This is a genomic window from Candidatus Palauibacter irciniicola (genome assembly GCF_965208695.1).
Taxonomy (GTDB): domain Bacteria; phylum Gemmatimonadota; class Gemmatimonadetes; order Palauibacterales; family Palauibacteraceae; genus Palauibacter; species Palauibacter irciniicola.
Map to the genome: position 1 here is coordinate 1,033,909 of NZ_OZ242352.1, position 20,824 is coordinate 1,054,732.

The window sequence follows — 20,824 nt, forward strand, 5'->3', positions numbered from 1 at the left end:
TTGAGCTGTTCCGTTACGTGGCGAGTTCCACCCGTACGCGGGTGATGATCCGCTCCAGCGCCTCCTCCACGACTTCGGTGCGCGGGTGGCGGACGATGATGTAGCCCTCTCCCTCGTAGGAGGGACTCTGCGGCTGTCCCGCCCGGGGGAGGCGCCACTCGACGCAGAGGGGCCCGAGGTCCCGCGCGATCTCCTCGATCCCGGCCACCCGCCGCACGGAGCCCCGGCCCTGTCCCCGGAGATAGGCCGCGCCGGCCGCATAGGGGCGGGGCGGCGGGTCGAACACGTCGAAGACCAGGAGGTGGGCCCAGGCACGGTAGAGGTCGAAGTCGTGCGCCTGCGAGATCAGCGTGACGAACTGGGCGCCCGGCGGTCGGGCCCCGACTTCGGAGACCGCCACCGAGCCGTCGGGCCGCCGGAACCACTCCATGTGGCTCAGCCCCGTCTCCATCCCGAGCGCATCGAGCGCCGGTCCGGCGACGCGCCGGATCTCCTCGTACCGGGGCGAATCGACCTCCCGCGGAAGGAGGACGCACCACTGGATCCACGGCTCGCGCAGCACCTCGAGCGGCGAAGGCAGGTAGTGGTTGATCGAATGCCAGACGACGCGTCCCCCGATCGAGACCGCGTCGAAGGAGTGTTCCTCGCCGACGACGAACTCCTCGACGAGCGTCGGCCGTTCGGCGCTCGGCCGCGACATCGCGATCGCCGAGCGCAATTGCCCCGGCGTTTCGACGCGGAACGTGCCGCGGGCGCCGGAACCGGCCGGCGGCTTCACGATGAGCGGGAAGCCCGTCGCATCCGAGAAGGCCGTCGCCTCGCTCTCGTCCCGGACCAGCGCGTGTCCGGCACAGGGCAGGCCGTGCGCCCGGAGTACGTCCTTCATGCGGGACTTGTCGCGGAAGTTGTCCGCGGCTTCCGCGCCCATCCCCGGGATGCCGAGCGCATCACGCAGTTCCCCGAGCGGCACCTGAAGCTCCTCGAGCGCGCCCAGCAGACGGTCGATCCCCCCGAGTTCGGCGGAGAGGCTCCGCAGCCCGATGTGGATGCCCTCCGCCGACAGCGCGTCGTCGACCCGGACGTGCGCCGCGATGCTCCGCCGCAGCGAGGCCGGCGTTCGCTCGGGCGGTTCCTGCGTCACGACGCCGAGGCGCACGCCGGCGAGCCCCGCGGCGGCTTCCAGAAAGCGCAGCGTGGCAGGGAGATAGAACGGGGCGACGAAAGCGACGTTGGGCATGGATCTTCCAGGTTGCCGCGGCGGGCCGGACGGCCGCCGCCGGACGGGCTGGCGTTTGAGCGCAGGGACTGTACTATGTCGGGCCCTCAAAGTGAAGTTTTTCCCCCGAGTTGTTGGCGAAGCAATGCACGTCGTGTTCGTCGAACCCCTGTTTCCCGGAAACCAGAAGGACTTCGTGCGCGGCCTGCACGAAGTCGGCGCCGAGGTGTCCGCGGTGGGCGAAGCCCCGCTGGAAGCGCTGGGTTCCGACCTGCACGCGTGGCTCACCTGCTACGAGCAGGTCGGCTCGGTGTGCGACGAAGGCGCCCTCGCGCACGCCGTTCACGAAATCCACCGCCGCCGGCCCGTGCATCGCCTCGAGGCCACGGTCGAAGCCCACATCCTCCCGGTCGCCCGCGTGCGGGAAGCGGCGGGACTGGCCGGGACGTCCGTGAGGACCGCGCACCTGTGCCGCGACAAGCCGGCGATGAAGGAGGCCCTTCGCGATGCGGGGATCGCGACCGCCCAGTCCATGGGTGGAGGCGACGCGGAGGAGATCGCCGGTTTCGGTCGGAGGGTCGGTTATCCGCTCATCGTGAAGCCTCGCGCCGGGGCCGGCGCATCGGGCACGTATCGCGTCGAAGATGAGGCGCAGCTCGCGGCCCTGCTCCCACGCCTCGGCCTGGGGCAGGGCGCCGAAGTCGCCGTCGAGGAGTTCGTGGACGGCCACGAGGCCTTCTACGACACGCTGACGGTGGGCGGCACGGTGGTCCACGATTTCATGACCCACTACTACCCGAACGTGCTCGAGGCCATGCGAACGCGGGAGGTGTCTCCCCAGTTCATCGCCACGAACCGGATCGACACGGCCGGCGCCTACGCGGAGGTTCGGGAACTCGGACAGCGGGTCATCGACGCGCTCGAGATCGGGACTTCCGCCACCCACATGGAATGGTTCTTCGGCGAGAAGGGGCTCAAGTTCTCCGAAATCGGCTGCCGTCCGCCCGGCGTGCGGGCCTGGGACCTGTACGGGGCGGCAAACGAAATGGACGTCTACCGCGAATGGGCATCCTGCATCGTGCATGGCCGGAAACAGCGGGAGGCGTCGCGCCGCTATTCGGCGGGGATCGTGACGCTGCGGCCCGAAAACGATGGGCGGATCGCGGGGTATGAGGGTCTGGAGAAGGTGGAAGCCCGATTCGGGGAGTGGATCATCGATACGCACCTGCCGCCGCCCGGCACGCCCACGCAGCCCGTGGAGGCCGGATACATGGCGAACGCCTGGCTCCGGCTGCGGCACCCGGACTACGACGAACTGCGCCACATGCTCGACGCCGTCGGACGCTGGGTGAAGGTGCGCGCCGCATGAGGGGGTCCAGGAGGCGTCGGGCGACCGACGACGCCGGATCTCCGTCGCCGCTCGTTCTTCTGGGTCCGCGAGGGGGCGGACTCGCGCTCCGCGACGTCGTAGGGGAGCTGGAGGCCGGAGGCGCGCTGTCGCCGGGCGCGCGGATCGCGGCCATCACCGCCGGTTGGCGGGACCGGGAGGCGAACGAAGGACTCATCGATCCCCGCCTCGCGGACCGTGTCGTGGATCTCGAACTTTACCGGCGCTCCGACCGGATCGCCGAGGCGGACGCGGAACTCGCGCGTGCGCACCGCGAGACCCGGGACCGGCTCCGGTCGCTGCGACGCGCCTACAATCTGCGCCTCCACGGTCTCGTCGAGGCGCACCGGCAGCTGGCCGAACTGCGGGGGGACGCGTCGGTGCTCCGGGCCGAGCGCGGCGAAGCGCTGGCCGCCATTCGGCGCCTCGATGCGCGGCACCTGGACCGCGTGGTCGAGATCCGGTCGGAATTCGAGCGCCGCACGACCCTCCCGGAGCGCGACGCGGTGCGATCGCAACGGCGCGAGGTCGCCGCGCGGCTCGAGGGCACGGAGGCGATCGTGCTGGAGGGCGGGCACGTCGGGAACCTGCTGAGCCGCCTGCGCCTGTTCGGGGGACGGAAGCTCCTGGACGGACGCCCCGTGATCGCCCGGTCGGCCGGCGCCATGGTGCTGACGGAGCGCGTCGTGCTCTTTCACGATCGGCCGCCGTGGGGCGAGGGTCATCCCGAGGTCTTCGACGCGGGGCTCGGGATCGCCGAAGGGCTCGTCGCCCTGCCGCACGCTTCCGCCCGCCTCGCGCTGGACGATCGAACGCGGGGAGCGCGGCTTACGGCCCGCTTCTCCCCCGCCTCCTGCGTCCTCCTGGACCCGGGCCATCGAATCGATCGGGCCGGCGACGGCTGGAGCGGCGGCGAAGATCTCGAACGCCTCGACGCGGCGGGCCGACGCGTCCCCTTCCGTACGGCGGCGTAGTCCGGCCATGCGGTTCGATCCCCACGCCCGGGTCCAGCGACAAGACGAGTCCATGCCACGTTCGTCCGCGATCGCGGCGCTCGAGGCGCGGCTCGCATCCGGTTCCGGCGGGGTGGATGCGGTGGGCGCGTTTCTCGACGCGAATGCGTTCCCGCTCGCCGAGCCTCCCCTCTACACCTTCGTGTACCGGGGCCATGCCGACGCCGTGCGGCTCCGGCACTGGGTGCACGGACTCCAGACCTCGTCGCCCTTCCGCCGCCTGGACGGAACGGATCTCTGGTGCTACACGCTCGAACTCCCCGACGAGTCCCGGGTGGAGTACAAGATCGAGGTGGTCGCCCGCGGCCGCGCGGAGTGGATCGAGGACCCGCTGAACCCCCAGCGCGCCCGCGATCCGTTCGGCGCCAACTCCGTCGTGCAGGCGCGGGGCTATGAGATCCCCGACTGGGCCCGCGAGGGCGAGGAGGTCCGGCGCGGCCAGATGGACGAACTCGCGGTCGAGAGCGAGACGTTCGGGTCCGCGCGGCATGTGACCGTGTACCGTCCGGCGGAGTTCCGCGCCAACCGGCGCTACCCGCTGCTCATCGTGCACGACGGCGGGGACTACGTCGAATACGCCGGCCTGAGGCAGGTGCTCGACCAACTGATCGATCGCTTCGAGATCCCCCGGATGATCGTCGCGCTGCTGCACCCGGGCGACCGGATGTCGGAATACGCGGCGGATCCGGCGCACGCGCGGTTCGTCGCCGAGGAGTTGCTCCCGCGCCTCGAACGCGAATATCCACTCCTCCCGGACCCCGGGTCGCGCGGCCTCATGGGCGCGAGCCTCGGCGCGGTCGCCTCCTTCCACGCCGCGCTCGAATACCCCGGTCGCTTCGGCCGCATGCTGCTGCAGTCGGGCTCTTTCCTCTTCACGGACATCGGCGCCAACGAGAGCGGCCCCGTGTTCGACCGCATCGTCGACATGATGAACGCGTACCGGGCGGCGCCGACCGCCATCGCCGAGAAGGCGTTCGTCTCGGTGGGCGTCTACGAACCGCTGGTCTCGGAGAATCGGGCCCTGATCCCGGTCCTCCGCCGCGGCGGCGCGGACGTGCGCTTCGTCGAGTCGCGCGACGGCCACAACTGGGAGAACTGGCGGGACCGCCTGCGGGAGGGCCTGTCGTGGCTCTTCCCGGGTCCGCTCTGGATGGTCTACGAATGACGGCCGCGGCGGCGTCGGCGCGCGAGGTCACGCGCCGCATCGGCCTCTCGCTCGGGGCGGACCTCTGCTGGCCCGTCGCCTACCGCGCGATCCTCGAGCGGCTGAACCCCCGGATCCCGTCCTCCGACGGCACGATCCGGTTCCATCTCGAGGACGTCACGATCGAACCCTTCGACCTGCAGCAGAAGAGGAAGTACGACGTCGTCATCGACCGCCTCACGCACTGGTATTTCCCGACGCGGGAGTGGATCAAGAAGTCCGTGATCATGGACGGGCTCTACGTGTTCAACAATCCGTGGAGCGTCCAGTCGATGGAGAAGCATTCCACCTACTGCGCGATGATGAGGCTGGGTCTCCCGGTTCCGCGGACCTGGCTCATACCGCCCAAGTCGTACGACCCGCAGGACGACCTGGCGGTCACCCTGAAACGCTACGCGCGGCTCTTCGACCTTCCCGCCGTCGCGCACGACCTGGGGTATCCCGTGTTCATGAAGCCGTACGACGGCGGCGGCTGGCGCGGCGTGTCGCGGATCGAGGACGATGAGGCGCTCGGCGCCGCCTACGACGAGAGCGGCAAGTTCGTCATGCACCTCCAGCAGGGGGTGGAGCACGACCGTTTCGTCCGCTGCATCGGACTGGGCCCTCAGACGCGCGCCGTCCTCTACGACCCCGGCGCCCCCGCGCACGACCGCTACACCGTCGAGCGCGACCACCTCGAGCCCGCCGACGCCGGCGCGATCCGGGACACGACGCTCACGATCAACGCGTTCTTCGGGTGGGACTTCAACTCGTGCGAGGTGCTCCGCAGCGGCGGACGGTGGATGCCGATCGACTTCGCGAACCCCTGCCCGGATTCGCAGGTCACGTCGCTCCACTACCACTTCCCGTGGCTCATCAAGGCGAATCTGCGCTGGTCCCTCTTCTGCGCGGCGACCCGGCGCGGGATGCGCGTCAACCTCGACTGGCAGCCGTTCTTCGATGCCTGCCGTCCCGGGATGTCGGTGGGCGAGAGGGTTCGAGCCTGCGCCGGGATCGCGGAGGCCCGGTTCGAGACCGACCGCTTCGTGGAGTTCTGCGAGACGCATCTCGCGGAACTGGACGAAGTGGCCGACGACTTCTTCGGCAGCGAGGCGGCCCGCGACGCGGTGCGCGCGAAGGTGGCTTCGCTCTACCCCGATCACGAGATCGAGGAGTTCACCGCGCTCTTCTTCGACCGCATACAGGCGGCCCGCCGGGAGGAACCCCCCGGCGCCGTGCCGATTCTCGCCTCATGAAACTCAACGCAAGCTGGTGGTCGCATCGTCTCGGCCAGGAGGTCAATGTCGCGCGCTGGGGTGAGGTCGGCGTGCCCTTCCTCATGTTCCCGACCGCCGGAGGAGACGCGGAGGAGATCGAGCGCTTCCTCGTCATCGACACGGTGGCGGACTACCTGGCGGACGGCCGGATCAAGGTCTATTCGTGCGACAGCGTGGCGGGCCGCGTCATGCTCGGACGGGAGGGGACTCCCGAACACCGCATGTCGGTCCTCGACCGGTTTCAGGAGTTCGTCTACCGCGAGTTCGTCCCCATGATCCGGGAGGACTGCAACGATCCCGGGATCGAGGTCATCGTCGCGGGCTCCTCGATCGGAGCGTTCAACGCGCTCGCCATGCTGTGCCGGTTCCCCGACGCCTTCTCGCACGCCGTGTGCATGAGCGGCACGTACGATCTCCAGCGCTTCCTGAAACACGACACCGGGGCCGAAGCGAGAGCGACGGGCGACTTCTACCGCGCCTCGCCCGTGCACCACCTGCCGCAGCTCGCGGGCGAGACCCTCGACCGGCTGCGTCAGCGCTTCGTCCTCCTCGCTTCCGGGCGCGGGAGGGCGGAGGACATCGACGAATCCTGGCGCGCGGCCTCGCTCCTGGGGCGGAAGGGCGTGCCGAACCGGATGGACGACTGGGGCGAGGAGTGGCACCACGACTGGCCCACGTGGCGCCACATGCTCCTCCGCTACCTCGACGAGCTGCTTCCGCCCGCGTAGCACAGTCGCGGGCTGCCGGGGTCGCGTCAGGCATCCCCGCGCAGCGATGGGACGTAGAAGTCCCGCGCGTAGTCCCGCACCATGCGGCCCGCCGTGAATCGCGCGCCGGCCACCTCGATCGCTCGCCGCGCATGTGCGAGCCAGCCGGCCGGGGCGTCATCCCCGGAGCCCGCGCCGATCCGGTCGTAGTAGAGGGGGATGACGTCCTCCTCCAGGAGCCGGAAGAGGTGCTCCGCGTCGTGTTCGTCCACCTCCTCCTCCGTCGCCGTGGCGGGGGCGGGCGGGATGATCCACCCGTTGTCCCCCTCGAACCCCTCCTCCCACCAGCCGTCCGCGGTCGCGAGCTGGGGGACGCCGTTGAGGGCGGCCTTCATCCCGCTCGTCCCGCTCGCCTCAAGCGGGACCCGGGGGAGGTTGAGCCACAGGTCGACGCCCTCGACGAGACCGTGCGCCGCATGAAGTCCGTAGTTCTCGAGGAAGGCGACCCTGCCCTCGAACTCCGGATCGCGCGTGTGCTCGTAGACGCGCTGGAGGATGCGCTTGCCGTCGTCGTCCCGCGGGTGCGCCTTCCCGGCGAAGACCAGCTGCACGGGGCGGGCGGGGTCGGAAAGAAGCTCCAGGAGGCGGTCGCGATCGCGGAAGATGAGGTCCGCGCGCTTGTAGGTCGCGAAGCGCCGCGCGAATCCGATCGTGAGCGGCCCGGGGCTCATGAGCGTGCCGGCTCCGGCCAGGTGAGCCGACTCCGGCCAGTGGCCGGGCCACCTGCGCCTGGCCTCGTCCCGCATGAGATCGAGGAGCCGGAGTTTCAGCCGCTGTCGCACCCGCCACAGCGCCTCCGCGGGAACGTCGCGCACCCCGCGCCACTCAGCTTCGTCTCCCGGACCGTGTCGCCAGCCGTCCGGGAGCCATTCGTCCAGGAGGCCGGCGATGTCGTCGCTCATCCACGTGGCGAGGTGGACCCCGTTCGTCACGTGCCGGATCGGCACCTCTCCGGCCGCCCGGTCCTCCCAGAGGCCGCGCCAGATTTCACGGCTCACGCGCCCGTGTCGCGCGGAAACGCCGTTGACTCGCCGCGAGAGTCGGATCGCCGCCGCCGTCATGTGAAACCGGTCCTGCGCCTCGTCATCCGGATGGAGACCGAGTCCCAGCAGCTCCTCGCGGTGGGGGATCTCCTCCCAGAACGTCTCTCCGATCCATTCACGCATCTGTGCGTGGGAGAACACGTCATGGCCCGCGGAGACGGGCGTATGCGTCGTGAACACCGTCGAGGCGCGGACCCGGGACACCGCGTCCGCGAAGGACCCGCCACCCGTCATCAGCCGACGCACGCGCTCCACCATCATGAACGCCGCGTGTCCCTCGTTCGCGTGCCACGCCCCGGGCTCGATCCCGAGCGCGGCGAGCACGCGCACGCCGCCGACGCCGAGGATGGCTTCCTGCCGCAGCCGGTGATCCGCGCCGCCCGCGTAGAGTTGGTGGGAGAGGCCGCGGTCCACCGGGTCGTTCTCCTCGAGGTCCGTGTCGAGGAGGTACAGCGAGACGCGGCCGACGCGCAGCCTCCAGGCCCCGATATGGATGCGGCGGCCCCCGCCGCGGATCGAGGCGAGCCAGGGGACGCCATCCGCGCCCCGCAGCCGCTCCAGCGGCGTCAGGTCGGGGTCGAGCGGGTCGTCCGCGTCTTCCTGCCAGCCGTCCGGCCCCAGCGTCTGGTCGAAGTAGCCGTGCGCGTACATCAGCCCGACGCCGACGAGGGGGACGCCCAGTTCCGACGCCGCCTTGAGGTGGTCGCCGGCGAGCACGCCGAGTCCCCCGGAGTAGATGGGGATGGACTCGTGCAACGCGAATTCCGCGCAGAAGTACGCCACGGGGCCCTCGGCGAGCCCGGGGTATCTCCGGGCGAACCAGGTGGATGCCGCGTTCGCCCCGCCGCCCGACACCCGGTCCAGCGCATGGCACGCCGCGTCGTACCGGCGCAGGAAGCCGTCGTCAGCGGCCAGTTCCCGCCACCGCGTTTCCCCGACGGTTCGCAATAGCGCCACGGGGTTGTGGCGCGTACGGCGCCATAGCGGCGGATCGATAGCCCGGAAGAGGGCCGGGGCCTCCGGGTTCCACGTCCACGAGAGGTCGTTCGCGAGTTCCGGCAGCCGCCCGAAGCGGCCGGGGATCTTGTCGTCTGGACCCACGTCCCTCTTTGTCTCCTTGCTTCCGCGGGGGTTCTCGTCACGACCGGGGCTGGGGCGCAACGGGGCGCGGGAGCGCCCGGAGCGCGAACGAAGTTACCGCACCGTGACGCGCGCGACACACCCCGGCGCCGACTCGTCCCGCGACCCCGATCCGCCCCGTCTCGTTCCCCTACCCGTTGCAGCCTCAGCGGCACGGGGCCAAACTCAGCCGGCCTCCAGTGTCGTGCTCACTCGCCGCTAACGGGGACAGCGCATGGACTTCGCCACAATCGTAGACTGGCTCGACCGCAACGTCGCGCAGTTCGGGATCGAGATCGGAGGAGAGCGCCTGACGCTTCAGGTCCTGCTCCTCCTCGGCATCGGGACCTACCTCACCCTCCGGCTCGGCCTGCCGCAGATCCGCAAGTTCGCGCACGGCGTCGCGGTGGCCACGGGCCGATACGACGATCCGAACGATCCGGGCGACGTGTCGCATTTCCAGGCGCTGACCACGGCGCTCAGCGCGACGGTGGGCATCGGGAACATTGCCGGCGCCGCGATCGCCATCCACCTCGGAGGTCCGGGAGCCCTCTTCTGGATGTGGATGACCGCCTTCCTCGGCATGGCGACGAAGTACAGCGAGGTCACGCTGGCGCAGAAGTACCGCGAGGTCGACGAGTCGTCGGCGAAGTACAGCGGGACGGTGTCGGGCGGACCGATGTACTACATCGAGAAGGGGCTGGGCCCGCGCTGGAAGCCGGTGGCGGCGTTCTTCGCGGTCATGCTGGGGCTGACGGCGTTCATGACGGGGAACGCCAACCAGGCCAACACGGTCGCGGACGCGATGCTGGCCGAGTTCGGGATCGCCAAGTGGATCACCGGCCTCACGACCTCGACGATCGTCGCGCTCGTGATCCTGGGCGGCATCAAGCGCATCGGCCGCGTGACCAGCATCCTGGCTCCGTTCATGGCGATCGTCTACGTGACCGCCGCCATGATCATCATCATCCTGAACCTCGACCAGGTGCCGGGGACCTTCGCGCTCATCTTCAGCGAGGCCTTCAATCCGACCGCCGGCGTGGCGGGCACCGGCGTCGGCGCCTTCCTCGTGACGCTCATGTGGGGGGTGCGGCGAGGGCTGTTCTCGAACGAGGCGGGGCAGGGGTCCGCGCCGATCGCGCACGCGGCGGCGAAGACGGACGAACCGGTCTCCGAGGGCGTCGTCGCGCTGCTCGAGCCGTTCATCGACACGATCGTCATCGTCACGATGACCGCACTCGTCGTGATCATGACCGGCGCGTGGAACTCGCAGGTCCCGACCGCGATCCAGCTCGAAGGCGGGGACATCAGCTACGTCGTGCTCGACGAGGGCGGAAGCTCGGTGCCCACGGAGCCCACGGGGACGATCCGCTACACGATCGGACGGCCGGGCGTGACGAGCGAGCCGCACCTCGCGTGGCACGAGGTCTCCGTGCCGCAGCTGTTCGAGGACGAGGCGCAGACGCAGCCGTTCAGCGGGGCCGTCGATCCGGCGCGGGCGGTCGCGATCGCCGACGACGGGCGGGAACTGGCCGTCCTCTACGGGCAGGCCTACGAGACGGGCGCGCCGCTGACGCAGATGGGATTCCAGCGCGGCCTGTCGCCGCTCGGCGACTGGGGCCACTACATCGTGATCTTCTCCGTCTTCCTGTTCGCGATCTCGACGGCGATCTCATGGAGCTACTACGGCGACCGCTGCGCGAACTACCTGTTCGGGCCGAACGCGATCATTCCGTACAAGCTCATCTTCGTCGCGATGCACTTCGTCGGGGCCGTGCTTCCGCTCGCCGTGGTGTGGTCGCTCGGCGACATCTTCCTGGCCATCGTCATCATCCCGAACCTGATCGCGCTGATCTTCCTCGCGCCCCAGATCAAGGAGATGACGGAGTCCTACTTCACCCGGAGCCCCTGGGAGAGGCACCGCAAGCACTAGCGCTCCGCCGCCAGCCTCCCGGCCTCGCCGTCCGAGCGCGGCGGGGCCTTGCCGCCCAGGCCCTGAAGCGCGGCGCCTTCGCCTCGGAGGCGCCGCACTCCCTCCACGTACTCGGAGAAGCTGATCCTGCCCGAGACGTAGCGGCGCTGGAGCCGGGAGAAGATCCGGCTCTCCGCCTTCGTCGCGGCTTCGGTCGGCGCCGCGACATCCGTCACCGGTGCTTCAAGGCGCGCGTGTCGCGTCGGGATGGCGCGTGGCCTCCGGGTCCGGACGATGCCCGTCAGGTCGTGGGCAAGACTCTTCACATCGGCGGCGCATTGTCGCAGGAGACCGGGCCACGACTTCAACGCGGCGGCCACCGCGCGGCTTACCGCGCGACCCACGCCAAGGAGGAGGCGGTGGAAGTCACCCCGGTTCCAGTCGCCTGCGCGCACGCGCCTGCGGTAGATCACGGCCGCGATGCCTCCCAGGAAGACGATCTCGAACATCGCTCAACCCTCCCGTGAGGCCGCGGCCCCGGGTTCGGGCCACGCGCTCTCGATCTCGCGCGCCGCGCGGTCCAGGATCGACTTCACCCTTGCGAGCGTCTCGGGATCGCCCTGTCCGCCCGTCGCGCGCTCGAAGCTCACCTGGGCGAGGTGGATGAACGAGCGCGTCACGTCGCGCATCGCGGATCCCGCGAAGCGCTCGCCCATGTTGACGAAGCGGCCGAAGATGTCGCGGGTGCGGGAGCGGTGCTCCTCGAGGAAATCGCGCCCCGCGGACGTCAGCCGGTAGACGCGCTTCCCGTCTTCCTGCGTCGACGACACGTACCCCTGGTCCTCGAGCAACTGCAGGGTGGGGTAGACGGAGCCGGGACTCGGCGTGTAGAGGCCGCCGGACTCCTCCTCCAGCCGCCGCATCAGTTCGTAGCCGTGCATGGGTTCGTCCGAGAGGAGGCGGAGGAGGACGAACTTCAGCTCCCCCTTCCGGACGACGCGCCGGTTGCCCCCGAGTCCCCCGCCGAAACGAAAAACGCCGGGGCCGCAGCAGTTTGCCCAGGCGCCGAATCCATCCTTGCTGGTGAACATTATCCCTCCCGCTTCCGACCGGTCTCGATATATCGAAATAGTATCCGATATATCGGAATGGTGCAAGGGAGGACCGCCGGAGACGGGAAGGCGAAGACGGCGTCAGCTTGCGGCGGAGGGGGGCTCCCACAGCTCGACCCGGGCTCCGAGCGGGTCGAGGACCCAGGCGAACTTCCCGTACTCGTAGGCTTCTCGATTCGGGTCGACCCAGACGCCCCGTGCCTCGAGCGACTCGACGAGTCCGTCGAGGTCCCTGACCCGCAGGTTGAGCATGAAGGGATGGGGGCTGCTCTCGCCCCGCGAATCGAAGTAGGTCGTATCCGCCGGGAAGACCTCCCACACCGTGAGGGTGTCCGTCCCGTCCACCGAGCGGGCCGGGAACGTCACGTAACCGTCCGGGCCCGGCCGGATCCCGACTTTCTCGTACCACGCCTTGCTGGCGTTCGGGTCCGGGGACCGGAAGAAGACGCCCCCGATGCCCTCGACGGCCCCGTGATCGGTCGCAGGCTCGGTGGACGGGGTCAACTCCGCGAACTCCGCCTTCCACCCATCGGGGTCCAGGATCCAGTCGCGTCCTTCGAGCGGGTCGGCCCTCGGGTCGCGGTCACGCACGAGGTAGCGGATGACGAACGGCTGCCCCCCGGGATCGAAGCGGGGCGCCGCCTCATCGAGAAAAACGAGTTCGCTGACGGCAACGGTCCCGGTGTCCGGGTGCGTCCACGCGAACCGGGCGCCGCCATCTTCGGAGAAGCGGACGTCGAGGTGACGCCGGTACCAGTCGCGGACCCGACGGGGCTCGGGGCAGGCGACGTAGAGCCCGCCGATGCCGACGACGTTCATCCCCCGTCGCGGTGGAAGTGGTGTACGCTGCCCTGGGATTTTCCGAACACGACGACGTCGGCCAGGTTGACGTGGGGCGGGGCGTTCACGACGTAGGACACGACGTCGGCGACATCCGTCCCGGTGAGCGGCTCCACCCCCTCGTACACGGCTCGCGCGCGGTCCTCGTCGCCCTTGAAGCGCACGAGCGAGAATTCCGTCTCGACGAGACCCGGATGGACGCCCGACACGCGAACGCCGGTGCCGAGGACATCGAGATTCGTCCCTTCGGTGATCGCCTGCACGGCGTACTTCGTGGCGGCGTAGACGCTCCCGCGCGGGTAGACCTGTCGGCCGGTGATGCTGCCGATGTTGACGACCTGCCCCGAATCGCGCTCGACCATGGCGGGGAGGAAGGCGCGCGTCACGTAGAGGAGCCCCTTCACGTTCGTGTCGATCATCCGGTCCCAGTCGGCGACATCGGCGTCGTGAACGAGCGCCATGCCCGAGGCGAGGCCGGCGTTGTTGACCAGGATGTCGGGGGCGGCGCGGGCGGCGATGAGCCGCTCCGCCTCCCCCCGGACCGCGTCGTGGTCGCGGATGTCGACGACGCCGATGTCCACGGCGACCCCGCTCCGGGCCGCGATCTCTCCCGCGAGGCGGGTGAGCCGCTCCTCCCTGCGCGCCCACAGCACGAGGTTCGCGCCGTCGCCGGCCAGGCGGCGGGCGATGGCCTCGCCGATCCCCGAACTCGCTCCCGTGACGAGCGCAAGCTGCCCCGCGATGCGGGGAGTCACGGGTTCGCGCCTCCCGTGGCGGGGGCCTTTCGCAGGTGTGCGTCCATGAATTCGGCGGACCGCTCGAAGGCGGTGACCCAGTTCCGGTGCAGGAGGAAGCCGTGGACTTCGTCCGGGAAGACGAGCTGCTCGACCTCGACGCCCCGCTTCCGGAGCGACTCGACGAGATCCACGGACTCCGAGAACGGCACGTTGCGGTCGTCGTCACCGTGGATCAGCAGGACCGGGGAACGCCAGCCGTCGATCCACGCCATCGGCGAGGACTCGAAGGCGAGTCGGGCGACGGCCTCTCGCGCGTCCGGCTGGTAGGACGGGACGAAGTTCCGGATGACCACGTTCCAGTCGTGTACCCCGTGGATGTCGACTCCCGCGGCGAAGAGATCCGAGTTCCGCGCGAGGCCGAGCGCAGTGAGGTAGCCGCCGTAGGAACCGCCCCACAGCCCGACCCGCGTGGCGTCCACGTCATCCCGTTCCGCGAGGTAGCGGGCCGCCGCGACGACGTCACGGTACTCGCTGGCGCCGCGCGCGCCGTAGTTCAGCGCCTCCCTGAACTCCAGCCCGTAGCCGGTACCGCTGCGATAGTTCACCGAGAGGACGACGTAGCCGCGGCTCGCCAGGTACTGGTTCAGGGCGTACGTGTTGTGGTAGTACCGCATGTAGTGCCAGCCCAGGAGCATCTGCCGCCGCGACCCGCCGTGGAAGAAGACCGCCGCCGGGTGGCGTCCGCCTTCCACCGACACGGGCGGAAGGAAGAGCTGCCCGTGGATCAGCATCCCATCCTCGGACTCGAACGTCACCTGCTGCGGCTCCACGAGGCTTTCGAACGGGAAGACGTCGGGCATGAACCCGTCGACGAGCGGACGCCGCTCCCCGCCCGCGTCCACCTCGGCGTGGGCCGGCGTTCGACCGTCGGCGGCGAGGTATGCGAGCACCCCGTCGGGAGTCACCGCCGGGTTCCACTCGATGCCGTCCCCCGACGTCAGCGCCTCGGGCTCACCCTCGGCGGCGACCCGCCAGATGTGTCGGCGGTCGATGTCGTCCGCGTTCGAGACGTAATAGACGGACTCCCGGTCGGGCGACGGGAGCACGGATTCGACCTCGAAGTCGCCCGGCGTCAGGTGCGTGGCGGGGCCTCCCGCGACCGGAACCGAGTACAGCTGGTGCCAGCCTTCGCGTTCCCACGGGAAGACGAGCCGGTCCGACGCGAGCCAGATCAGCGAAGGCCCGGTCATGGCCTGGAACGCGCTCCCGCGGCCGGGTGGAGCCCGCCACACGTCGCGCGCCTCCCCCGTGGCGGCATCCGCCACGCGAATCGACCACGGCAGGGCGCTGCGGAGCGGGGTGAAAGGCAACTGCGTCCCCTCGTTCGGGACGCGGATGAAGGCGACGGCCGTCCCGTCCGGCGACCACGTGGGGCTGCCGTCGCGGTCCAGGCTCGGATCGAGATAGCGGACCGACCCCTCGTCCAGCGAGAAAACGCCGACGAACGCGTGATCTCCGCGGTTGCTGACGAAGGCGAGCCGGCCCCCGTCCGGGGACCACGCCAGCGACCCCGCGCTCCCGCGGATGCGGAGCAGGGGACCGGGGGGCGCCGAGCCATCGAGTGTAAGCGTGAACATCTGTCCGCGGTTCAGAAAGGCGATCGTGCGCCCGTCCGGCGCGATGGCCGGGGCACTCCCTTCGGCGAGAGGCCGCGAAGTTCCGTCGAGCCCGGCGACCCACACCATCTGTGTCGCCGGCTCGGGTTCGGAGCGCGGGTTCGGAATCTCGCCCGACCGGTTCGGTCCGCCTCCGCGCACGAAGAGGACCTGGCGCCCGTCGGGCGTGAACCGCAGCTGGGACAGATCCTGGCCGTCGTCCTCCGTCCAGTTCGTGAGCTGGCGGCCCACGTACTCCGGGCCCTCCGCGATCCAGATGTTGCGGGCGCCCCGGTCGTATCGAATCCAGGCGAACGCGGCGCCGGTCGGGGCGGCGACGAGGTCCGTGGCGAAAGGCGCGGCGAGGATGTCCTCGACGGAATACGGGCTCTGAGCCGAGGCCGTGGATGGCGCGAGGGGAGCAAGCAGCCCCAGGATGCCGGCCGCCCACATCCGTCCGCGGGACGCCGCGACCGGCGGGCTCACGTCACCCGTTCCGGCGCAGGACATAGAAGCACCGGTTCGCCGAGGGATTTCTGACAAGGCTCTCCACCGCATATCCCCTCCTGAGGTAGGCCAGGAACGCGTCCCGCACCGTTTCGCGCCACCGCACGAGCGACCCGTCGGGTGGCAGCGATTCGACATCGGCCGGCACCTCGACGAAGACCTCGTCGCCCGCGGGCAGTCCGCCGCCCGCCACGCCGTGCCCTCCCGGCCGGGCCACGACGCGCGCCGGGTCCGGAAGCGGCACGTGGAGCCGCCGGGCCGAGCGCCGGGATCCCTCGTCGAGGGCCTGGCGGGTCTCCGGGCCGTCGAGATTCCAGCGCACGATGAACCGGTCGGTTTCTCCGCCGCCATGCAAGGGGCTCCCCGTATCGGCGCCGTACATGTTCGGTGCGTAGCGCAGCACCGTCGCGCCGAGCCGGTTCAGGTTCAAGTGCGCGTTGCGCGCGACCATCGGGTCGTACGTCCAGAAGATGGTGCGGATGCCGTCGGACCGGACAGACTCCCGCTGAAACAGCTTCAGGTCGCGGCCCAGGCCCCGTCCGCGCGCGGACGGTTCGACGGCCAGCATGTGCGACCAGTGCGACGGCACACCCTCGAACCGCCCCAGCAGGGAATAGACGAAACCGATCATGCGGCCGTCCTCGAACGCCCCTCCCGCAAAGCCTCCGATCTTCCGCGAGACCTGGAGGACGGAGGCGGGGACGATGTCGGAGAACCCTTCCCCCCAGGTCATCTCCTGCAGCCGTACGCACGCACGCCACTCCTCGAGCGTCTCGAGCGCGCGAAACTCCGTCACGCCGGGACGCGGACGCCGCCGTGGGCGATCTTCTCGCTCCGCCGCGTGAGCGCTTCCACGCGCTCGATGTCCACTTCCACGCCGAGCCCCGGCCGGTCGTGCGGCACCGTCACGAAACCGTCCGCGCTCATCGTCCACTCGGGACCGACGATGTCGCGTTCCCAGTAGCGGGCGCTCGGCGAGAGGTCGCCGGGAAGACGGAAGTTCGGCATGGAAGCCAGCGCGACGTTGTAGGCCCGCCCGATCCCGCTCTCGAGCATCCCCCCGCACCACACGGGAACGCCGGCCCGCGCCGAGATGTCGTGGATCTCGCGGGAGTTCCGGAACCCGCCGACGCGACCCGGCTTGATGTTCACGATCCGCCCGCTGCCGAGCGCGAGCATGTCCTCGCACGACGCCGGGTCCACGATCGACTCGTCGAGGCAGACGGGCGTGGCGAGCCGCTCCTGGAGCCGGGCGTGGCGCACGAGGTCGCCGGCCGCCAGCGGCTGCTCGATCATGATCAGCCCGAACGCGTCGAGCTCCGCCAGGCGGTCCGCGTCGTCCAGCGTGTAGGCCGCGTTCGCGTCGACCGCCAGCGCCTGCTCGGGTCCGAGCGCGTCGCGCACCGCCCCGACGTACTCGATGTCCTTCTCCGGGCTGATCTTGAGCTTGACCTTGCCGTAGCCCTGGTCGACCGCCTGCCGCGCCTTCTCGACGAGCGCGGCGGGCGAAGGCTGGAGGCCGAGCGAGATGCCCGTCGCCACCCGGGCGCGCGTCCCTCCGACGAGTTCGGACAGGGAGACGCCCGCGACCTCGGCGCTCAGGCCCCAGATGCCCATCTCGATCGCGGCCTTGGCCATGGGATGACCCTGAACGCCCTCATCCAGGAGGGGCCTCACGGCCTCCGGGCCATGGAGTTCCCGGCCCAGCACCCGCGGCAGGAGCCAGCGCCGCAACGCCAGCCGCGCGGTGTCCACGGTCTCGGGAGAGTAGTTCGGCTGCTCCCCGCACACGCACTCCGACCAGGCCGTGGCGCCGCTTTCGTCGCGGAGTTCGAGGAGGAGGATTCGGCGGTTCTCGACCCATCCGGATGAGATGATGAACCGCTCCCGGAGCGGGAGTTCGATCTCCCGAAGCGTCACTTCGACCAGATGCAGTGGGGTTGTCGGCAAGGCGTTCGTCTCCGCGGGCGGGGGAGCGGGACGTTAGCCGTTTCGACACCGGTCGCGCCAGAATCCGGGCCGGGCGCGACCGGTCGGACCGGGAGGCAGCCGGTCAGATGGAGAGGTAGTGGCTCACCTTGACGATGAAGACGTTCTCCGCCGGCGCGAAGAACAACCCCTCCAGGTCACGATTGAGGTCGAAACTGCCGAACGGAACGTTCTCCCGGCGCGCGTGCTGCCACACGAGGAAGAGCTGCGAACCCGGGCGGTACTCCCAGCGGAAGACCGCGTTTCCGCGCAGGGAGCGGACGTTGAAGTCGCGGTCCCTGGTCAGGTAGTCCAGTTCGCCGTCGCCGTCGAAGTCGAAATGGCGCACGCCATCGCGCGTGCAGGTCGTCCCCCCGGTGCAGCCCGTGACGATGCCGTTGAAGCGGTAGACCCGCCCCTCCTCATGGTCGAGAAAGTCGAAGGTGCCGGCGGCTGCAAGCTGCCGATAGCCGACATAGTCGCCCGACGTCAGCAGCGGCTGCGCGTAGAGCTGAAGGCTGAGGTCGGGCGTGAACGACACGTTCAGACGGGTCTCCATCGAGAAACCCCTGCGGTGGAGATCCCCGAACAGGTACCGGGTGCCGAACGTCGGCTCGTAGCTCAGGGTGGTCGTCCGGGTCACGTACTGCGCGCCGTCCCGCCGGTCGTTGAAGCTCGGGTTCACGGACACGCGCCAGTTCGGCAGCGGCCGGTAGGAGATGTTCAGACCGGTGCTCATGTCGTGGCCGCGTCCCTGATCCGCCATCCGGTAGGAGAAGTTCGGCGACACGTGGAAGGACCGGCTCCGGTCCGTGTTCGCATCCACCCGGACGCCGAACTCCGCGGGTTCGGTCATCAGCGGACCCCCGCGCGTCTGCGTGTCGGACTGGGTCTGCGGGGAATACGAGAAGTTGAGGTTGAAGCCCCAGTTGTTGAGGAACGTGAACCGTCCGCTGAACCACGCGCTGCCCGCATCGTGGGCGCGCGCCCAGTTCGAGCGATCCCTGAGGTTCCCCTCCAGCAGCGAATGACGGAAGTTGTGGAAGGTGAAGAGGCTGATGTTGTAGTTCCGGAACAGGTTGCCGGGCCTGATGTTCCGGTAGCTGATGCGGCCGCCCACGTCCAGGCGCTCGCCGCTCGTCAGGAATCCGAAGTCGTTGATCTCGAAGCCGGGGGTCTGCTGGCCCGCCCACGCGCCCCACGTCCAGTGTTCGCTTTCCCGCTCCAACTGCACCCGCCAGTCGCTGCCGAACATGGACGTGGCCGTGGAGTCGATCGCGAGGTGGGGGGCGTCGGGACGCTGATAGTAGTGGTTCGGGTTCCGCTGAAGGCGGAGCATGGCGGCATTCGAACCGCGAACCAGACTGCTCGAGTAGAAGCCCCAGAGACGAAAATCCCGGCTGCGGCGTCCGCCCCACTGGTGCTCGAAATCGACGCCGAAGCTGAACGCCTCCGAGGGAAGAAAATCGAACGTGCCATCGGCGGGCAGTTCGCGCTTGAGCCCGGTGCCGATGAGGCCGATCTTGCTCGCGCCGCCGCGGAAGTCCTGCTGGAGGCGCAGCACGGCGTGCTCGGCCTGCGGTTCAGCCACGAACGGGGTCAGGTGGTCGCCCTCCGCGAAGTACGCGTTGCCCATTTCCTGCCCGGTTACCGCGGCCAGCGCCCCGACGGAGAGCCCGCCGCTCGTGCGCCCGGTCAGCTTCGCCGCCCCCAGGATCGAGGTCTGGGTCGGCTCCTCGTGGAAGTCGGCATCGTAGGGTCCCGACCCCCGCGGTTCCCGCCCGATCCGCCGGCTGAAGAAGAGCGCCTTGCCGCCGCCGAAACGACCGCCGCGCGAGCCGGCGAAGGTGAAGATCTGCGCGTCGCGCACGAAGAACGGGCGCTTCTCCGGGAAGAAGGTCTCGAAGGCCGTGAGGTTGATGACCTCCGGGTCCACCTCGACCTGGCCGAAGTCGGGATAGATGGTCGCGTCGAGGCTGAAGGCGGAGCCGATCCCCATGCTCATGTCGAGGCCGCCGCGCGGCTCCATCTCGGTGCCGTCGAACAGCGGGTTGCCCGGCGTCGCGGGGGCGGTGTGGTACTGGGACACGGCGAAGGGCCGGACCTCGAACCTGCGGCTCGACTGCGGGAGTTGCAGCCCGTCGATCGTGCCGAACTGGCTGACTCGCCCGCGAGCCGTGCGCGACTGCAGGGCGAAGTAGACCGTCTCGTTCGTCTCGAGACGCCGGCGCTCGAAGTTGATCCCCCAGGTCTGCATGCCGGGGCGGGCCTCGTAGCGGATCTGGGAGAGCGGGATCCGCATCTCCACCGTCCAGCCCCGGGCGTCGATCTGCACGGCGGAGTCCCAGATCGCGTCCCAGTTCGTGTCTTCCTGGGTGTCGCCGAACAGATACCGGTCCGTCTCGGCTCCGGCGGCGCTGACCTCGAACTCGTAGCCGGTCAGCCCGTCGCGGTTCGGATCGAGGGAGAGCTTGAAGGAATCGAAGGAACCGCGTTCATCCCGGCGCGTGAGGCGTGCGCGGATCGAGCCCGGGTCGCTCTCGTACATGCGGGCGGCGACGTAGATCGCCGCGTCGTCGAACACGACCCGAACCTCCGTCGGCTCGGACGGTTCCGCTCCCTCTACGGGGATCCCCTGGACGAAGTCCGTGATGACGGGGGCCGGCTGCCATGCCGGATCGTCGAGCCGGCCGTCGATCGAGAGCGCGCCCTCGCGGCGTACCGCGTCCACGGCCGCCGGCGCCACGCCGCCCCGGAAGACCGTCGCCTCGGGCCCTTCGGGCGGCGAGAGCCCCTCCTCCTGCCCGGAAAGCCCCCACCCCATCCCGCTTATCGCAAGAGCCGCGAGGAAGAACGCCGCGCGGCCCGCTCCATGTCTGTATTTCATATCCGCCCAAACACATCCCGCCGTCACCTTGTTTAACGGTCCGCTGCAAAACCCCGCCCCGGACCGCTACGCGCGTGCGCAAAGTTTCCCATTCGGCGGGCGCGCGCTAGTTTTGGCTCGCCGAAGCGTACCGGACGTGGTGATTTGAGGCGGATTGCAGCCACGTAAAACAATCGCTAAAGAGCCACGCCCCGGGCGCGA

General features: G+C 69.7%; 16 protein-coding genes and 1 riboswitch. Of the genes, 6 read left to right on the forward strand and 10 right to left on the reverse strand.

Features of this window, described 5'->3' with window-relative positions:
- Window positions 1–13 precede the first annotated feature (13 nt).
- Window positions 14–1,237 carry an ATP-grasp domain-containing protein gene (locus ACOGI9_RS04260; protein WP_419858646.1) on the reverse strand — a complete coding sequence of 408 codons (1,224 nt, stop codon included), beginning with the start codon at window positions 1,235–1,237 and terminating at the stop codon, window positions 14–16.
- 124 nt (window positions 1,238–1,361) lie between these two features.
- Between ACOGI9_RS04260 and ACOGI9_RS04265 the strand changes: the two genes are divergently transcribed.
- The 5 genes from ACOGI9_RS04265 to ACOGI9_RS04285 are packed head-to-tail and all read left to right on the forward strand — an operon-like array spanning window position 1,362 to window position 6,804.
- Entirely contained in the window at window positions 1,362–2,585 is a 1,224-nt protein-coding gene (locus ACOGI9_RS04265) for an ATP-grasp domain-containing protein (RefSeq protein ID WP_419858647.1), read from the forward strand.
- A complete protein-coding gene (locus ACOGI9_RS04270; RefSeq protein ID WP_419858648.1) occupies window positions 2,582–3,577 on the forward strand; it encodes a hypothetical protein in 996 nt (331 codons plus the stop codon). The genes ACOGI9_RS04265 and ACOGI9_RS04270 overlap by 4 nt, the downstream gene beginning before the upstream one ends.
- A gap of 52 nt (window positions 3,578–3,629) precedes the next feature.
- Window positions 3,630–4,781 carry an alpha/beta hydrolase gene (locus ACOGI9_RS04275; protein ID WP_419858649.1) on the forward strand — a complete coding sequence of 384 codons (1,152 nt, stop codon included), beginning with the start codon at window positions 3,630–3,632 and terminating at the stop codon, window positions 4,779–4,781.
- Window positions 4,778–6,055 carry an ATP-grasp domain-containing protein gene (locus tag ACOGI9_RS04280; protein ID WP_419858650.1) on the forward strand — a complete coding sequence of 426 codons (1,278 nt, stop codon included), beginning with the start codon at window positions 4,778–4,780 and terminating at the stop codon, window positions 6,053–6,055. The genes ACOGI9_RS04275 and ACOGI9_RS04280 overlap by 4 nt, the downstream gene beginning before the upstream one ends.
- Window positions 6,052–6,804, forward strand: coding sequence for an alpha/beta hydrolase-fold protein (locus ACOGI9_RS04285; RefSeq protein ID WP_419858651.1), 753 nt, complete (start codon window positions 6,052–6,054; stop codon window positions 6,802–6,804). Before ACOGI9_RS04280 ends, ACOGI9_RS04285 begins: the two co-directional genes overlap by 4 nt.
- Window positions 6,805–6,830: 26 nt before the next feature.
- Here the strand turns inward: ACOGI9_RS04285 and glgP are convergent, their stop codons facing one another.
- Window positions 6,831–8,987: an alpha-glucan family phosphorylase gene (gene glgP / locus ACOGI9_RS04290; RefSeq protein WP_419858652.1), complete on the reverse strand. Its 2,157-nt coding sequence runs from the start codon at window positions 8,985–8,987 to the stop codon at window positions 6,831–6,833.
- A 253-nt stretch (window positions 8,988–9,240) separates the two neighbouring features.
- Between glgP and ACOGI9_RS04295 the strand changes: the two genes are divergently transcribed.
- On the forward strand, window positions 9,241–10,938 hold the full coding sequence (locus ACOGI9_RS04295; protein WP_419858653.1) for an alanine/glycine:cation symporter family protein: 1,698 nt from the start codon (window positions 9,241–9,243) through the stop codon (window positions 10,936–10,938).
- Here the strand turns inward: ACOGI9_RS04295 and ACOGI9_RS04300 are convergent.
- The 8 genes from ACOGI9_RS04300 to ACOGI9_RS04335 all read right to left on the reverse strand — a co-directional run bounded on the left by ACOGI9_RS04300 (window position 10,935) and on the right by ACOGI9_RS04335 (window position 20,623).
- On the reverse strand, window positions 10,935–11,426 hold the full coding sequence (locus tag ACOGI9_RS04300) for a hypothetical protein (protein ID WP_419858654.1): 492 nt from the start codon (window positions 11,424–11,426) through the stop codon (window positions 10,935–10,937). The two genes, ACOGI9_RS04295 and ACOGI9_RS04300, sit on opposite strands and share 4 nt — an antisense overlap.
- A gap of 3 nt (window positions 11,427–11,429) precedes the next feature.
- Window positions 11,430–12,008 (reverse strand): PadR family transcriptional regulator, encoded by a 579-nt coding sequence (locus tag ACOGI9_RS04305; RefSeq protein ID WP_419858655.1) that lies wholly within the window; start codon window positions 12,006–12,008, stop codon window positions 11,430–11,432.
- A 102-nt stretch (window positions 12,009–12,110) separates the two neighbouring features.
- Window positions 12,111–12,848 (reverse strand): VOC family protein, encoded by a 738-nt coding sequence (locus ACOGI9_RS04310; RefSeq protein WP_419858656.1) that lies wholly within the window; start codon window positions 12,846–12,848, stop codon window positions 12,111–12,113.
- Complete coding sequence (locus ACOGI9_RS04315) at window positions 12,845–13,624, reverse strand: SDR family NAD(P)-dependent oxidoreductase (RefSeq protein WP_419858657.1); 780 nt, start codon at window positions 13,622–13,624, stop codon at window positions 12,845–12,847. Before ACOGI9_RS04315 ends, ACOGI9_RS04310 begins: the two co-directional genes overlap by 4 nt.
- On the reverse strand, window positions 13,621–15,747 hold the full coding sequence (locus ACOGI9_RS04320) for a S9 family peptidase (protein ID WP_419858658.1): 2,127 nt from the start codon (window positions 15,745–15,747) through the stop codon (window positions 13,621–13,623). Before ACOGI9_RS04320 ends, ACOGI9_RS04315 begins: the two co-directional genes overlap by 4 nt.
- A gap of 1 nt (window position 15,748) precedes the next feature.
- A complete protein-coding gene (locus ACOGI9_RS04325) occupies window positions 15,749–16,564 on the reverse strand; it encodes a GNAT family N-acetyltransferase (RefSeq protein ID WP_419858659.1) in 816 nt (271 codons plus the stop codon).
- Window positions 16,561–17,718, reverse strand: a complete 1,158-nt coding sequence (gene menC, locus ACOGI9_RS04330; RefSeq protein ID WP_419858660.1) for an o-succinylbenzoate synthase — start codon at window positions 17,716–17,718, stop codon at window positions 16,561–16,563. Before menC ends, ACOGI9_RS04325 begins: the two co-directional genes overlap by 4 nt.
- 103 nt (window positions 17,719–17,821) lie before the next feature.
- On the reverse strand, window positions 17,822–20,623 hold the full coding sequence (locus tag ACOGI9_RS04335; RefSeq protein ID WP_419858661.1) for a DUF5916 domain-containing protein: 2,802 nt from the start codon (window positions 20,621–20,623) through the stop codon (window positions 17,822–17,824).
- A 126-nt stretch (window positions 20,624–20,749) separates the two neighbouring features.
- Window positions 20,750–20,823: riboswitch (SAM riboswitch) on the forward strand.
- Window position 20,824: the final 1 nt, after the last annotated feature.

Coding starts and splice junctions, on each gene's coding strand:
- ACOGI9_RS04260 (WP_419858646.1), bottom strand. CDS start 1,237: ATGCCCAACGTCGCTTTCGTCGCCCCGTTCTATCTCCCTGCCACGCTG.
- ACOGI9_RS04265 (WP_419858647.1), top strand. CDS start 1,362: ATGCACGTCGTGTTCGTCGAACCCCTGTTTCCCGGAAACCAGAAGGAC.
- ACOGI9_RS04270 (WP_419858648.1), top strand. CDS start 2,582: ATGAGGGGGTCCAGGAGGCGTCGGGCGACCGACGACGCCGGATCTCCG.
- ACOGI9_RS04275 (WP_419858649.1), top strand. CDS start 3,630: ATGCCACGTTCGTCCGCGATCGCGGCGCTCGAGGCGCGGCTCGCATCC.
- ACOGI9_RS04280 (WP_419858650.1), top strand. CDS start 4,778: ATGACGGCCGCGGCGGCGTCGGCGCGCGAGGTCACGCGCCGCATCGGC.
- ACOGI9_RS04285 (WP_419858651.1), top strand. CDS start 6,052: ATGAAACTCAACGCAAGCTGGTGGTCGCATCGTCTCGGCCAGGAGGTC.
- ACOGI9_RS04295 (WP_419858653.1), top strand. CDS start 9,241: ATGGACTTCGCCACAATCGTAGACTGGCTCGACCGCAACGTCGCGCAG.
- ACOGI9_RS04300 (WP_419858654.1), bottom strand. CDS start 11,426: ATGTTCGAGATCGTCTTCCTGGGAGGCATCGCGGCCGTGATCTACCGC.
- ACOGI9_RS04305 (WP_419858655.1), bottom strand. CDS start 12,008: ATGTTCACCAGCAAGGATGGATTCGGCGCCTGGGCAAACTGCTGCGGC.
- ACOGI9_RS04310 (WP_419858656.1), bottom strand. CDS start 12,848: ATGAACGTCGTCGGCATCGGCGGGCTCTACGTCGCCTGCCCCGAGCCC.
- ACOGI9_RS04335 (WP_419858661.1), bottom strand. CDS start 20,623: ATGAAATACAGACATGGAGCGGGCCGCGCGGCGTTCTTCCTCGCGGCT.